The organism is Leptospiraceae bacterium, assembly GCA_025059995.1.
Classification (GTDB): Bacteria; Spirochaetota; Leptospiria; order Leptospirales; family Leptonemataceae; genus SKYB61.
In genome coordinates this window covers 340,161-354,545 of the sequence record JANXCF010000001.1, presented here as the reverse complement: position 1 = coordinate 354,545, position 14,385 = coordinate 340,161, and the positions used below count along the sequence as shown (strand labels likewise).

Below are 14,385 nucleotides of genomic sequence, written 5' to 3'. Positions count from 1 at the left end.
TAATTAAGAATCAGTAAGATGATAACTTTTTGAAATTAATTGAAAATTTTGCGAATTTTTCTTTACATCTAATGATGAGTCAAATCGTATGTTGGAATGAAAATAGGAGTATATCCGGGTTCCTTTGATCCTATTACCAATGGACATTTAGACATCATATATCGTGCTATTCATCTTTTTGACAAGCTTTACATAGCAATAGCGGTTAACTCCTCAAAACAAACCCTTTTTACATTGGAAGAACGAAAAGAACTTATTGAAAAAGTTTTACAAAAAAGAAGTGACATCTTCAATAATAAAGTTGAGGTTGTGATTTTCAAAGGTCTTTTGACATCTTTTGCAAAAGAAATCAAAGCAACAGCCATCGTCAGAGGACTAAGAGCTGTTACCGATTTTGATTATGAATATGCGATTTTCCAAATCAACCGAGAATTAGCATCAGATATTGATACAGTCTTTCTTTTAGCGAGCCGTGAATATTCTTATATCTCAAGTAGCATCATCAAAGAAGCAGCAAGATACGGAAAAACAATAGATACTTATGCTCCATCAGAGGTAAATGAAGCTCTTTTAAAAAAATTTGGTCATTTATAATGTTTCAACTTTTTCTGTCTTGATATCTTTTAGTTTTAACTGGTAAACTGGGATCAATAAGGTTTTGTTTTTGGCACGTAAAAAAATTCGATTTGAAATTTTGATTCCGTTTTCGCTAATTTCTTTTAGATAATCAGTCACATGATGATAGAAGGTTTCACTAACTAAAATCTGGTTAGGTTGACAAGCAGCCTGAATTCGTTGTGTTGTGTTGACAGTGTCTCCAATCAAAGTAAAATCCTTTCTGAAATCAGTTCCTATATCAGCATGAACAACAAATCCTGAATGGATACCAATTTTTAATTTAAAATTCGCTGTTTCTGTGTATTTAAGTATCTTGACTGCCGCCTCTAAGCAATCATTAGCTTGTTCAAAATATGAAAAAATAGCATCTCCCATAAATTTGTCAATATCCCCATGATGTTGATAAATGATTTGTATAATTGGTTCGAAAAATTCATTTAGATGTTTTACTATTTCTTCTGGTGTCCTTTTCTCAGAAAATCCCGTAAAGTTAAAAATATCCAAAAACATCAAATGAAGATAGCGATTCTTCGTATACTGGTAATTAATATCTTTTATATTTTCAATTCTTTCTTTTGCTATTAAATGCGTATCTCTTGATGAGTATTGCTTCAAATATTGCAAGATTAAATAGTTTTTGATATTTTGCTCTTCTAATTGTTTTTGTAATTGAAACTGATAGATTATATTTCCTAAGACTTGCCCTAATAATTCTAAGAATTCTGTTTCGATCTTTCTTTGCTTATAACCATTTTCTACATACAAAAATAAAACTCCCATCAGGTCCTTACCATGCATTAGGGGAACGTTGTAATGACCATGAGGTTGCATTCCCTCTGGATGATTGTGATGTTCCTCGTCAACGTGAGATTTAAATACCAAGCTCTTTTTCTGTGCTGCTATACCACATAAACACCTTCCCTCTGGGACAATACTACACGTTCGTATTAGACTTTCACCCACACCTTTGCGAACAAACATTTCTAATTGCTTTTTTTCTTTGTTCCATAGCATGATCCCTCCTCTTGATTCTACTTCTAACCACGGAAAGGTGAGAATAATTTCCAAAGATTTATCTAATATAGTATGTAAATCATCATTCGTGTAAAAAAGATTAAGGATTTCATAAAAATTAGAAAAAAATTGATCTTTTTCATAACTATCCATCAAAGCTGTAACTTCTTTTCGAACTGAAACGAACTCAGAAATTTCATTTGGATTAATGGGATCAAATAGAGGATAGATTGTAGAAATTACCCAATAATGACTTCCATCTTTTCGACGGTTCTTGATGAGTCCGGTCCAAGGTTTCTTTTTGTTTTTAATCGTATCCCAGAGCTCTTGAAAGACTTTCTTAGGCATATCAGGATGACGAACAATATTATGGGGTTTTCCAATCAGTTCTTCGCGAGAATAACCAGAAATTTCGCAAAAAAGGTCATTAACAAAAGTGATGATACCTTTGGGATTGGTCTTAGAAATAATAAATTCTTTTTCAATACCATCTAAGATTTGGTAAAAAAAAATGTGTTTAACAAATTCAACCATAGATTTACGATATTTAAATATCGATTTCAAAGTCGTCAATCAATTTTACAAGTAGACAAAGATTTTATTATGAGAAAAAAGCAAATGAGGTTATCTTCGAATTTGCGAGATATTTGCGAGATAAACGAAAAGGGATGGGCTCATTTTTATGAGCCCATCTGTTTTTAGGAATTAGGCGTATTTTCGGAAGTATTCTTTTGCACCTTCTATATCTGCTTTCATTGTATCCATACCTTCTTCCCAGTTCGCAGGACAAACTTCACCAGGATGGCTTTCGACGTAAATATCAGCTTTTAATAGTCGCAAGACTTCCCGAACATTTCTTCCTACGTTGTTGTTATTGATAATTGAAATCTTCAAAATTCCCTTTGGATCAATAATAAATACAGCCCTTAAAGAAACACCAGCATCTTCAATTAGAACATTGTATTTTCTTGAGATTTCTTTTGTAATGTCAGATACTAATGGGTATCTGATATTTCCTAATCCTCCATCTTTACGAGGGGTGTTGATCCATGCCAAGTGACTATATTTACTATCCACACTCACACCTATGATCTCAGCCCCAACTTTTTTGAACTCGTCATACATATCGTCAAAAGCAGTAATCTCAGTGGGGCAGACAAACGTAAAATCCAAAGGATAAAAAAACAAAACCACGTATTTCCCTTTGTAGTCAGAAAGGGAAATGGTCTTAAATTGTTTTCCTACTACCGCTTCAGCAGTAAAGTCTGGAGCTTTTTGTCCAACTTGTAAACAATGGTTTTTTTCCATACATTGTCTCCTTTTTTAATTAGAATGATTTTAATTTTATAATAAAAATAAAAGTAAAATCATTCTAAAGACAAATCATTTTCATAAAATTGTGAAATTTTTTTATAATCCCTTTTGAATTAAAATGAGTTCATTCAATTTTATACGAAAACGCGAAAACTTATCTTCAAAAAACAAAAGAGTTTTCTATCCATAGTATGGTATTTACTATTAAATATTAAAAGCCAAAATCAGTTTATTTGTAAAAACTTTTATATCAAATAAAAACTCAAATATGAAGTATAAAAAAATCTTGGCTTAAGTTTTTTCTAACATACAATAAGACTTTTTTATTTATGATTGCAAATGACTTCTTGAGAGAGCTTTTTTAATATTTTGAGAATTCATGATGCCATATGAGCATAAGGAGTGGTTAAGTAAGTCAATACATGGAAACCTAGAAATGAATAAATCACGCTTATGAGAATTTGATTAGAAAAATCCCAAAGAACTAATCCTAATTGATTTAAACTGATTATTAATTAAAAAACTTTTCTTTTGATATGGATTTTTTATTTTGAATTTATGATTGATTCTGCTTTTCTTACGTTTATGATTTCTTTGCACAACTTTTTTCGTTGGTTAATAGTGATCGGCATTCTCTTGATTTTTGCTTTGCTTCTAAAAAACTACATTAAGGTCTCTAAAATGCAAGAAACTGAAATCACAAACTATTTGTCAACTTCTCTTGTATGGCTAAAGAAATTTCTCTTTCGCTATTCTCTTTTGGTAAATATTCAATTGTTTTTGGGATTCACACTTTATTTCTTTAATCCCTCTGTTTTGGGTTCATGGAATAACTTTTCTGAGATGATCAAACAAAGAGAACTTCGAATGATCGCTATTGAACATCCTACTTTAATGATCATTTTTGTTGGATTGGTTCATATGATGAATAGTCGTTTAGAAAACATTGATAAGGCAAAAGACTTGAGAAAAGTTCTTATCTTCAGTTTTATCAGTATTCTGGTTTTATTTGCAGGGATTCCTTGGTTTCGCCCCTTACTTCGTTTTGGCTTTTAGTCTAATTTTAGAAAAAAGTAGAGTCGGAGTTCTACTTGATTACACTCCGACCGTAATTGCTTGATTTAAAATATCCCTTGCACAAACACGAAGAGCCATTACTTCTTCGGCTCCTTCGAAAATCGAAAATACACGGGCATCAACAAAATAACGAGAAACTGGGTATTCTTCTGCATAGCCCATCCCTCCGTGGATTTGCATAGCTTCACGAGTAACCCACTCAGCAAGTTTGGAGGCATAGAATTTCACTAAGGTGGCTTCCATGTTGCCTTTATCTTCGTCCATCATTCTTGCGACTTCGTAAGAATACTGCCTACATGCTTGTGTGATAATTGCCATTCGTGCTAATTTCCATTTTGTTAGCTGATATTCACTGATTTCTTTACCAAAGACTTTTCTTTCTTTTGAATATCGATTGGCTGCTTCTAATGCAGCTTGCATCACTCCTGTAGCTCTTGCAGCGGTTTGAACCCTTCCTCCTGCAAAACCAGCCATCTGTAAATAAAAACCTTTTCCTCTTCCCCCTTCTCCTCCAATGAGGTTTTCATCGGGAACAAACCAGTTTTCAAAGCTTACTTCAAAACTATGCATTCCTCGATAACCAATGGTTGGAATCGCAGAGCCTGTGATGTGCCCTTTGATTCCGTTTTCTTCTTTTGTGAAAGAAAATTTATGTTCCTTCGAACGTGGTTTTTCAGCTAATAAAATCGAAAGTCCCTTGTGTTTGAGGTTGGGATCCTTTTCTGTCCTTGCTAAAACTAGGAGAGTATCTGCATAACCTGCAAACGTACACCAAGTTTTCACGCCATTAATCACCCAGCCACCGTCAACCTTGTCAGCAGCCACCTTCATACCAGCAACATCACTACCAAAATTCGGCTCAGTCACAGCAATAGCAACCATCCTCTCACCAGATGCAATCATAGGCAACCACTTTTGCTTTTGTTCTTCCGTTCCACCTTTTAGAAGAGCCTTGGATAAAATCTCAGGTCTTGTGATGAGGGAACCTGCAATCCCCAAACTACCTCGAGATAATTCTTCAGTGACAATCATCATTCCAATGTTTCCAAAGGAATCCAAATACCCACCATATTTTTCAGGGATTGATAGACCAAAAGCTCCATTTTCAATCAAAGTTTGAATGATTTCTTCGGGAACAAACTCATCATGCCGATGAACTCTTTCTGCATGAGGATAAACAATCGTCTCAGCAATCTTTCGGTAAGTATCTCGAATATCCGTGTAGTCATCTGTATCAAGAGCTCCGTAATTTCCCTTTAGAACTTCGTTTGCTACGTAATCATATAACTTTTTATCTAAAAGGGCTTGAACACTTTGATTCACCTCACTCGAAAACAGTTCATTTAATTCATCATTTGTGATTTCATATTCTTGCATACGTGATGAGAGTTCACTTCGCAAATGATGGAATGATTCCCCCAAAAAGATAGCCGCCATAGTTTGTTCTAAGGGAGTGTATTTTACTGCGTATTTGAGGAAATAATCAGAAACAGCTTTCTCTGCAACGCAAAATGCTAAATTGTAAAAGACATATTGGTTTTCATCCATTTTATCTACAGAAATTCCGCTGTGATCTTTTACTTTGTTAGCTAACCTTTCGATGATTTTATTGAGTTGGGTGTGATATAAATTTTGAACCTTTTGGATTAGTCGATTATCTATCATGAGAATATTTTTTTGATTTTTCTTTTAGTGGCTACAATTTTTCAAAAATCCAAGTCTTTTTCTTTTGAGAAAACCATTTCTTTTCTCGAAATTATGTATTGATGAGCTCCATCAAAAAAAGAATTATGATTTCTTTACCTGTGTTCATTGCAATATTACTATTTAGTGTTTTTATTAGTTACTCATTTTCCTCACAAAAAACAATCTCAACAGCTCCAAAAACAGAAAGGTTGTATTATTTAGTTCCTATTCTTTTGTTTCATAACGTTGATGGCTTCGGACCTTTCTCTCTCACAAGGCAGGAATTCAGAAAATATCTGGATGTTATCAAAAACGAGAATATTCGAGTAATCTCCCTTAGAGAATTGTATGAACATGCAATTACAAACACTCTTTTAGAAAAGCCTTCAGTTGTCATTACTATTGATGACAATTATACAAACATCGTTAGGGTTCTAGCGCCAATTTTGAGGGAATATGGGTTTCATGCTACGTTCTTTTTTTACACAAACATGATTTATCCTCACCCCATGTTTGGAAGTAGTTGGGAGGATTTAAAGCGTTTATTACAAGAGGGGTTTGATATTCAAAATCACTCCCACACCCACACTATCTTTCACATTCGACAAGAGGGACAGTCCGAAGCCGACTTCAGAAATAAACTATATCAAGAAATGGTGTATTCAAAAAAAATTTTCGAAGAAAAACTAAATCACAAAATTTGGGCATTTGCCTACCCTATGGGTCTATACACAGAAGAACTTCATAAGTATGCTTTTGAAAATGGCTATCAATTGGTTCTTACAACAGACGCAAAACCCGTGGATTTAACAAAAAAATTCGAAGGCGTCATGAGACGATACACAATCCACAAATTCGAAAACCGAGATAACTTTATCGAGTACAAATACTTCCTCTCGTTCTCAAAAATAAAAATCACTGACTCCCACTCCCAAAACAAGAAGTGAAACTTTTGCTTTTTTGATTTTTGTAAAATGCTTGTTTCCCTTAGCTTAGGTTGAGAACTTGGGATTTCGTATATGGCAGTGATTTTAGATGGAAAAGCCCTTTCCGAAAAAATCCGTGAAAGTTTGAAAATTCAAGTTGAGGAACTAAAGAAAAAGTACAACAAAACTCCAACCTTAGCGACTATTCTTGTTGGTAATCATCCAGCATCACAAACCTACGTAAATATGAAAGTCAAAGCATGCGAAAAGATAGGAATGAATTCTTTCAAAATTCACATGAAAGAAACTTCCACAACAGAAGAAGTTCTTCATGAAATCCAAAAATTAAATCAAGATCCTAATGTTGATGGAATTTTACTACAACATCCAGTCCCCAAACTTGTGGATGAACGATTGTGTTTTGATGCAATCGATATTGAAAAAGACGTTGATGGAGTAACGACATTAGGCTTTGGAAAAATTAGTTTTGGTCTTCCAACGTATCCGTCTTGTACTCCTGCAGGCATCATACGACTTTTGGATGAATACAACCTAAACTTAGAGGGGAAGCATTCCGTGGTGATTGGTCGTTCCCCCATACTTGGAAAACCACTTTCGATGCTCCTTTTGCAGCGAAATTCGACTGTAACAATATGCCATTCAAAAACGAAGGATTTGCCAGAAATCGTTCGAACTGCTGATTTTGTCTTTGCTGCATGTGGCATTCCCAAGTTTGTCAAGGGTGATTGGCTAAAGGAAGGATGTGTTTTGGTGGATGCGGGCTACAATCCCGGAAACATCGGTGATGCTGATTTTGAGAGCTGTTATCCAAAGTGTTCGTATATCACACCAGTTCCAGGGGGTGTAGGACCGATGACTATCACTATGCTACTATATCATACTTACTTAGCCGCAGAAAAGAAAGTCAAAAAAGCTTAGGTTTCCTCGAGACCTATTCGATAATAATCTATTGCCATAGAAACAATTTCCTTCACAGGTCTACAATCAGGAGATAAAATTTCTCCTGTTCGATTTGCTGCTAATACTCCACAGCCTCCACCACATGACAATGAAACTGGACAGGTTCTACATTCAGGAATAGACAGAACATCTCTGGTTTGCCACTTCAAACGCTGTTCTTCTTGACTGTCCTTCAATAAAACCGCTTGGTGGTACATTTCAGGTTTATGTGATGTGTTTATAAACTTTACTTCTGCATCAATAGCCTCTGGACTATAACTCTGTAGCCTGACAGAATCTTTGACTAATTTTGTGTTTTCGAATATGTTTCCCAGTTTGTATTTCTCAACTCCAACAGATGCCGTGCAACCATAGATATTCCCGTATAAGTCAAATGCCCATTCTTTTTTCCCCGCAGGACAACCATCAAAAATCGGCATTGGCAAAGTGCCGTTTTCCGCCAAGTATCGTATACCATGAAAATGGGGTTTGTGAAATTTCTTCATAATGGGATATTTCTCAGCTAAGTCGATAAAATCCTTCCAGAGCTCAACTCGGTTATACAGGCTTGCTTTGGGTTGGCATGTATGTAGTTCATAATTTCTTCCAATCGTAGTTTCAAAAAACGAATCTGAATAATTCAACCAACCAGCTTCTTCTGCGTATTCTGCTAATTTTACGAGTGTGGGCAAATTTTCTTTATCAACAATCATTCTTAGATTGACTCGATACCCACTTTTTAGGGCTTCGGAAACACCGAGAGCTACTCGTTCAAACGTAGGTTTACCAGATGCTGTGGGTCTTCGTTTGTTGTGCTGTTCAGGACTTCCATCAATACTTACTTGAATTTCTCTGATTCGAACCCCAATTCTCTTGAAGTCCAGAACGTAATTTACAAGCTCATAGCCATTGGTCACAATCGTGATTTCGTAATCGTATTCTTTGGCTTTTTCTAAGAAATACAAAAGATTTTTTTTGTATCGCTCACCACCGAGTAAAGGTTCACCACCAAATAAGGTAATATATGGCTTGATTTTTTCATTGGCAAATTGAATAGAAATGTATTGGAAAAACGCATTTGTAACTTCAGGTGTGATGATTTTCGAATTTTCTTTATAACTCTCTTGAAAACAATAAACACAAGAAAAATTACATGCATAAGTAGTAGAAAAGATGATTTGAACTGGCGTATTTTCGTATTCTTCCAAAAATTCGATATATTTTTCGTGAATGTATTCTTGTTCGTCTTCTACGGATGGAAAAAGATAACCTCGTTCTAAAAAGTAATCTTTCAAATGATAATCTGACCATTCATTTTTCTCGAGTCTTTTTTCTAATTCTTCTCTTTCTTCTGGAAGGACCTCATCAATAGCACCTGTCAGGTAATTCATGATGAAAAAACGCTTTGAGGGAGTTTCAAACGTAAAAGTATAGCGGGATTTTATCATACTCACCACCTTTTGTTTTTGAAACTAAAAAAAAGCCCCAGGTGGGGCAGTAATTAATCGTGACAACCAGAGATAATTTTAGATTGTTTGGAGCAGCACTGAGCTACTTTTACCAACTTTTCTACTGGTTTTGGTCTGGAAATTGGGCGAATTCCTTTTGTTTTTGTCATTTTTTACCTCCTATTTTTTGTATCCCCGAATTGTGATACTTCTTATGAGGACTCGTTCTTTCCCTTTCTCGTATGGTGCACTTTCTTCTAAGATTTCAATTTCCTTGAAGTTTGCCTTTGCTATAGCAAGAAAATACTCTTCTTTTGTGATGGCTCCACCATAACATTGTGCCCAAGATTCTGGATCATTTTTGACTTCCTCTGGTAATTCCTTCTCGGCTATAATATCAGAAATCACAAATCTACCATTGGGTTTGAGGATACGATAAATTTCTTGATAAACCTTCGCTTTGTCCTTTGCGTGATTAATAACACAATTAGAAATCACCACATCTGCAACTTCATCACCGAGAGGTATGTTCTCAATCTCACCTAGAAGGAAATCTACATTTTTTAAGCGTAGCTTTTCGGCATTTCTTTTTGCCACTGATATCATCTCTGGGGTTGCATCAATCCCAATTGCTTTTCCAGAGGAACCTATATATTTAGTTGCTTTAATTACGTCTGTTCCTCTGCCCGAACCCAAATCAACCAAGACTTCTCCAGGCTTCAAAAAAGAATATTCAATGGGAGAGCCACAAGAAAGGCAGCATGCAGCATCTGCCTCTTGTGCATATCGAACTTTTATGGAATCTAAAAACAACAATTCCATCTTCAGGGAACCAAAAATTTTTTATTTCGTTAATACTAAATCTTTTTCTTTCTTTAATTCATGATTTAATTCTGCAATGTATCTTTCGCAACTCATCGCTGCAATGGTTCCTTCACCAACAGAGATTGTTACTTGTCGATATTTTTTGGAACGCAAATCCCCAGCTGCGAACACTCCTTCAATGCTTGTTCTCATATCTTCATCTGTGATTAGATAACCCCACTTGTCTTTAGCCAAATCCTCTTCGATAATGGACAAATTAGGTACATACCCAACGAAGATGAAGACTCCATCAGTGATTATATCAGAGTATTCTTTGGTTTTTACATTTTCAATAGTCACCTTCATCCGACCATCAGGGAGTTTCTCGAAGGCTCTCGGTTCGCTATTCCATACAAAGTGAATTTTGGGATTTTGAAAGGCTTGTTCTTGAGCAGTTTTATTGGCTTGTAGATGATCAAACTGATGAACAATTGTTACTTTATTTACAAACTTCGTCAAGAACAGAGACTCTTCTACAGCTGAGTTACCACCCCCAACGACCACTACTTCTTTTCCTTCGTAATATTTACCATCACAAGTAGCACAATAAGAGATTCCATGTCCTTTGTATTCTTCTTCGCCGGGAACTTTTAGTTTTCTGGGTTCTGATCCCATCGCTAATATGATTGCTTTTCCGTGGATTTCTAAATCATCATCAATCCAAACAACGTGATCTCTTGGTTGTAATTTTACTTTTGTCACATCAACGGCACTAATGATTTCGGCACCAGCTTCTCGAACCTGTTTTTGCATTCTTTCTCCCAACTCCCAGCCAGAGATAGGACCACCTGTCCCCGGGAAATTCGAGATCATGTGAGTAATTTTGACTTGACCACCTGGCAAATCTTGATCTATTATAATCGTATCCAATTTCGCCTGAGCCAGATAAAGACCTGCTGTTAATCCTGTTGGACCACCACCCAAGACAATCACATCTACATCACGCCTTTTCTTTGGTTTTTGAGAAAGTCTCTTTTTGACTTCTTCTTCTCCAATCAGATTTGAGATTTGTTCGATGATTTCTTTTTTCTTAATTCCGCCTGTGAGTCTTTTCCCTACTTCCTTTCCGCGAGGTTGATAAAAAATCAAAGTTGGGCTTGACCTTACACCTAAACTCAAAGCAAGTTCACGATTTTTTTGCCTCCACATCTTGAGAAACACAATCTTATCACCAAAAATTTCTGATAGTTCTTCATATTTCGGTGCTAACGCTTCGCAAGGAACACATTCATCGGAATAAAAATCCAAAATCACGGGTTTGTCTGATTGTAGCACGTATTTTTCATAATCTTGTGCTTGGATTTCAATCACGTTTTTACCCATAACTTCCTCCTAATCGATAGGATGCTTATACCCCATACAGGTATAATGTAATTACCATAAAATATTTAAGTTTGTCTTTGGCAACAAAAAATTAATTCACTGACTACAAATACATAATACGTGTATAATCTATTTGACGAAAAAAACATTTCTTAATTTTTTGGCAACTATGGAAAAAACAAAATTAACTCCCAAAGATATGATTGAAGAGATTGTTAATTCCTCTGAAGATGACATAAAAGATTTTGTTCAAAAAGCCTCTGATAATTTCGTTTATGGTTCAGATAATTGTTCCGAAGCCATTGCCTCATCGATTGCAGAATTCGATCAAGTTCCTTCATTACAATACAAAGCCTTTGTAAGTGGTTTTGGGAAAGGGATTGCTGGAAAAGGAGAAACCTGTGGAGCTCTTTTAAGTGGTATTAGCTTCATAAGTAAATACGCAGCCGAAAAAGGATACAACAAAAAAGAAATTCGAGAATTCGCCCAAAAATTCTACGACAACTTCGAGCAAACTTTCAAGGGAACTCTCTGCAAGCACTTAAGTGGACATGATTGTGATGTTCCATTCGATAAGGACTTCGACTTGCATACTTGTGGTGTATATATTGCCTTTTCAACTAAATATGCCTTAGAATTCGCAAAAAAACTAAAAGAAAATCAAAAAAATTAAATTCAATTAATTAAATAAATTTATAAAATCATTAAACTATTTTCTTTTCGTTAATTTTTTTATCTATCTTTTGTTTTTTATTCTACATTTCACATTAGTTTTACTTTTAAGTTGACGTTATATTTTTCAATAAAATGTTCTAATGATGGAAATCAAAACGCCTTTCTCGAGTGTGGACATTATTATTGAAATTGGTGATTCGATTGTCTTGATTGAAAGAAAATATCCTCCTGTTGGTATTGCTCTTCCTGGTGGTTTTGTGGATTTGTGGGAAAGTCTCGAAGAAGCCGCCATACGAGAAGCCAAAGAAGAAACTTCGTTGGATGTTGAGTTGTATGATTTTTTATATACTTATTCCGATCCCAAACGTGATCATAGATTTCACACGATCAGTTCTGTTTTTATAGCCAGAGCTGAAGGAGAACCCAAGGGAGCCGATGATGCAAAGAAAGCTTTCTTAGTTCCTATCCATGAACTTTTGAACATAGAGTTCGTTTTCGATCACAAAAGAATCATATCAGATTATATTCGATACAAGAAAACAGGAGTAAAACCTAATCCCAAAGAATTTATGCAAACCAAATAAAAGTCATAAGAATTGTTTTACACAAAATAAGTGAAGTTAAAATTTATGTATTTAGTTTAAGTTTAAGATTCCTAAAAGAACCTATCCTATCAAAGAGTTAAACTTTAATTTCTACTTTAATGTCGGACTGGATGACAACAAGAATGTAGATTTTTCGATGACCTATTTTTTAATTCATTATATGCATCGACAAAATTTAAAACTTTTCCTCCAAAACCTTTCGTAAATCTTTCTGCATCTTCTTTATTGTTAAAAGCAATCACACTGGGACTGCAACAAGGCACAGCAAGAGAATCCACAACAAAATTCGCCTCGTAAGAATTGATGGGTTGTCGCTTAATGAAATCATAGCAAATTGCTGCGACATTTTTTTGTTCATATTTTTGATGCAAGATTAACCCGCAATGCTCACAACAAGCCTCAACGATTTCAGAAGTATCAAGTAATATTTTGTATGAAGTTTGAGGATTGATATTCTTGAAACATATAGGACATTGCTTATTTTGATTTTGATCTTCGATTTTTTGTTTGTTCTCTTTTTCTTGTATCTTAATGCTTCCGTGTTTTTTATCAATGAAACCTTCATTTGAAAGCTCCCTTATATCTCGATAGATGGTCATTTCGGATACATTCAACATCTTGCTTAAGTCTTTGGCTGTTGTGACCTTTTTCTCCTTCAAGATTTCTAAAATAGAAGCCTTTCGATTTTCTTTTTCTTTGTTCATATCTTTGATTTTAAAAAACAATACGATTGTTTTGTCAATTTTATTTTAATCTAAATTTTGTTTTTCGTTGATATATCGTTAGGATCACAGGAGGCTTTGAAAAAACACTTGCTATTCCAAAAAAAAATTCAAAGTATGTATTAATGAAAAAAATTCGGCTATTACATTTAAATTTAGCCTCACATTCCCGTGATCCAACAAAGAAGTAACAGTAATTCTTGATGGAATATTGTATTTCTGACATTCTTTATAAATCATAATAGACTCTTCAGGAGGAATTACAGAGTCATTTTTGCCATGAAGAATAGAAATCTTTGCTTTGATAAATCGAATATAAGGAAGAACATCGAACTTTACGTTAATGTTTTTCACTTCTGGGTGATTCATGGCAGAATCAAAAATCTTTTTTCTTTCTTCATCATCATTCATTAATTTCTCAAAAGTTTCTCTGATATGAGGATACTTCTCTAAGTGTTCTTCAAGTTTTGGGGGTTTGGTCTTCAAAGCATCATCAATGGCTGCGATATAGAATGCTTCTACGAGTTCGGGATAGTTGTATTCTTTTATGTAGGGCAAAAGGTTTTTCAGTATGATGAAATATCCATAAGGATCAACATCTTTATTTAAAATTAAAAAACTGGCAGTTGTTCGAAAATGAGCAAAAGAACCTATCAGAAAAATTGAGTTAATATAGTCTCGTATTTCTGAATGGGAAGAAGCTATCAAAGTCAAAGCCCCTGAAAATGATACCGACATAAGATAGATTTTTTCTTCATGATGGATTTGAATAATGGTTTTCAAATCTTTTACGATATTGTCTATACTTTCTGGTTGGATTTCGAGTTTGTGGATTTCAGGGTAATAAGGAAGATACGTGATAAACCCCAATTGTCGAAAAATCTCACATTGCTTAAGTAGTCTTGGATCATCAATTCCTCTTACAGTCATCCCTGGAATAACAACCAAGATTTTTTCTTTTTTGTGATTTTCGATAGGGCTAAACTTATAGCAAGGTTTTTCGTTTATCGTTATCTTTTGGAAATTATGGATTTTGAATTTACTAATGGGTTTTATTGATTTGTTTATATATTCAAGAGTTCGAATCATAGTTCCTATACGAATACTTTTTCTATCTTATTCAATATCTTTTGATTTACAATCTCATAAAGAA

General features: G+C 34.7%; 14 protein-coding genes. 6 read left to right on the top strand and 8 right to left on the bottom strand.

Features of this window, described 5'->3' with window-relative positions:
• The first annotated feature begins 96 nt into the window (after positions 1-96).
• Complete coding sequence (coaD, locus tag NZ853_01665) at positions 97-594, top strand: pantetheine-phosphate adenylyltransferase (protein ID MCS7204386.1); 498 nt, start codon at positions 97-99, stop codon at positions 592-594.
• Here coaD and NZ853_01660 read toward each other — a convergent pair.
• Positions 589-2,166, bottom strand: a complete 1,578-nt coding sequence (locus NZ853_01660) for a PAS domain-containing protein (protein ID MCS7204385.1) — start codon at positions 2,164-2,166, stop codon at positions 589-591. The two genes, coaD and NZ853_01660, sit on opposite strands and share 6 nt — an antisense overlap.
• Before the next feature lie 171 nt (positions 2,167-2,337).
• A complete protein-coding gene (locus tag NZ853_01655) occupies positions 2,338-2,940 on the bottom strand; it encodes a peroxiredoxin (GenBank protein ID MCS7204384.1) in 603 nt (200 codons plus the stop codon).
• Between the two features lie 537 nt (positions 2,941-3,477).
• Here NZ853_01655 and NZ853_01650 point away from each other — a divergent pair.
• A complete protein-coding gene (locus NZ853_01650) occupies positions 3,478-4,002 on the top strand; it encodes a hypothetical protein (protein ID MCS7204383.1) in 525 nt (174 codons plus the stop codon).
• A gap of 39 nt (positions 4,003-4,041) precedes the next feature.
• Here NZ853_01650 and NZ853_01645 read toward each other — a convergent pair whose 3' ends face one another.
• Positions 4,042-5,688, bottom strand: a complete 1,647-nt coding sequence (locus NZ853_01645; protein MCS7204382.1) for an acyl-CoA/acyl-ACP dehydrogenase — start codon at positions 5,686-5,688, stop codon at positions 4,042-4,044.
• A 101-nt stretch (positions 5,689-5,789) separates the two neighbouring features.
• On the opposite strand from NZ853_01645, the gene NZ853_01640 reads away from it, so the two are divergent.
• Both NZ853_01640 and NZ853_01635 read left to right on the top strand, forming a co-directional pair.
• Entirely contained in the window at positions 5,790-6,656 is an 867-nt protein-coding gene (locus tag NZ853_01640) for a polysaccharide deacetylase family protein (protein MCS7204381.1), read from the top strand.
• Between the two features lie 72 nt (positions 6,657-6,728).
• Complete coding sequence (locus NZ853_01635) at positions 6,729-7,574, top strand: bifunctional methylenetetrahydrofolate dehydrogenase/methenyltetrahydrofolate cyclohydrolase (GenBank protein MCS7204380.1); 846 nt, start codon at positions 6,729-6,731, stop codon at positions 7,572-7,574.
• Here the strand turns inward: NZ853_01635 and NZ853_01630 are convergent.
• The 3 genes from NZ853_01630 to NZ853_01620 form a co-directional block, all read right to left on the bottom strand.
• The gene (locus NZ853_01630) at positions 7,571-9,043 is read right to left on the bottom strand and encodes a radical SAM protein (protein ID MCS7204379.1); all 1,473 of its coding nucleotides are present in this window, start codon (positions 9,041-9,043) and stop codon (positions 7,571-7,573) included. The two genes, NZ853_01635 and NZ853_01630, sit on opposite strands and share 4 nt — an antisense overlap.
• 180 nt (positions 9,044-9,223) lie before the next feature.
• Positions 9,224-9,865, bottom strand: a complete 642-nt coding sequence (locus tag NZ853_01625; protein ID MCS7204378.1) for a methyltransferase domain-containing protein — start codon at positions 9,863-9,865, stop codon at positions 9,224-9,226.
• A gap of 21 nt (positions 9,866-9,886) precedes the next feature.
• Positions 9,887-11,230 (bottom strand): FAD-dependent oxidoreductase, encoded by a 1,344-nt coding sequence (locus tag NZ853_01620; GenBank protein ID MCS7204377.1) that lies wholly within the window; start codon positions 11,228-11,230, stop codon positions 9,887-9,889.
• A gap of 169 nt (positions 11,231-11,399) precedes the next feature.
• Here NZ853_01620 and NZ853_01615 point away from each other — a divergent pair, with 169 nt between their 5' ends.
• Positions 11,400-11,903 carry a C-GCAxxG-C-C family protein gene (locus tag NZ853_01615; GenBank protein MCS7204376.1) on the top strand — a complete coding sequence of 168 codons (504 nt, stop codon included), beginning with the start codon at positions 11,400-11,402 and terminating at the stop codon, positions 11,901-11,903.
• Positions 11,904-12,045: 142 nt separating this feature from the next.
• Complete coding sequence (locus NZ853_01610) at positions 12,046-12,489, top strand: NUDIX hydrolase (GenBank protein ID MCS7204375.1); 444 nt, start codon at positions 12,046-12,048, stop codon at positions 12,487-12,489.
• Positions 12,490-12,605: 116 nt separating this feature from the next.
• On the opposite strand, the gene NZ853_01605 is transcribed toward NZ853_01610, so the two are convergent.
• A complete protein-coding gene (locus NZ853_01605) occupies positions 12,606-13,214 on the bottom strand; it encodes a DeoR family transcriptional regulator (GenBank protein ID MCS7204374.1) in 609 nt (202 codons plus the stop codon).
• Positions 13,215-13,325: 111 nt separating this feature from the next.
• A complete protein-coding gene (locus tag NZ853_01600) occupies positions 13,326-14,321 on the bottom strand; it encodes a hypothetical protein (GenBank protein MCS7204373.1) in 996 nt (331 codons plus the stop codon).
• Between the last annotated feature and the right edge of the window lie 64 nt (positions 14,322-14,385).

Bases quoted from the DNA above. Each gene is read 5' to 3' on its own strand.
- coaD (MCS7204386.1), top strand. From the start codon at position 97: ATGAAAATAGGAGTATATCCGGGTTCCTTTGATCCTATTACCAATGGA.
- NZ853_01660 (MCS7204385.1), bottom strand. From the start codon at position 2,166: ATGGTTGAATTTGTTAAACACATTTTTTTTTACCAAATCTTAGATGGT.
- NZ853_01655 (MCS7204384.1), bottom strand. From the start codon at position 2,940: ATGGAAAAAAACCATTGTTTACAAGTTGGACAAAAAGCTCCAGACTTT.
- NZ853_01645 (MCS7204382.1), bottom strand. From the start codon at position 5,688: ATGATAGATAATCGACTAATCCAAAAGGTTCAAAATTTATATCACACC.
- NZ853_01640 (MCS7204381.1), top strand. From the start codon at position 5,790: ATGAGCTCCATCAAAAAAAGAATTATGATTTCTTTACCTGTGTTCATT.
- NZ853_01635 (MCS7204380.1), top strand. From the start codon at position 6,729: ATGGCAGTGATTTTAGATGGAAAAGCCCTTTCCGAAAAAATCCGTGAA.
- NZ853_01630 (MCS7204379.1), bottom strand. From the start codon at position 9,043: ATGATAAAATCCCGCTATACTTTTACGTTTGAAACTCCCTCAAAGCGT.
- NZ853_01625 (MCS7204378.1), bottom strand. From the start codon at position 9,865: ATGGAATTGTTGTTTTTAGATTCCATAAAAGTTCGATATGCACAAGAG.
- NZ853_01620 (MCS7204377.1), bottom strand. From the start codon at position 11,230: ATGGGTAAAAACGTGATTGAAATCCAAGCACAAGATTATGAAAAATAC.
- NZ853_01615 (MCS7204376.1), top strand. From the start codon at position 11,400: ATGGAAAAAACAAAATTAACTCCCAAAGATATGATTGAAGAGATTGTT.
- NZ853_01610 (MCS7204375.1), top strand. From the start codon at position 12,046: ATGATGGAAATCAAAACGCCTTTCTCGAGTGTGGACATTATTATTGAA.
- NZ853_01605 (MCS7204374.1), bottom strand. From the start codon at position 13,214: ATGAACAAAGAAAAAGAAAATCGAAAGGCTTCTATTTTAGAAATCTTG.
- NZ853_01600 (MCS7204373.1), bottom strand. From the start codon at position 14,321: ATGATTCGAACTCTTGAATATATAAACAAATCAATAAAACCCATTAGT.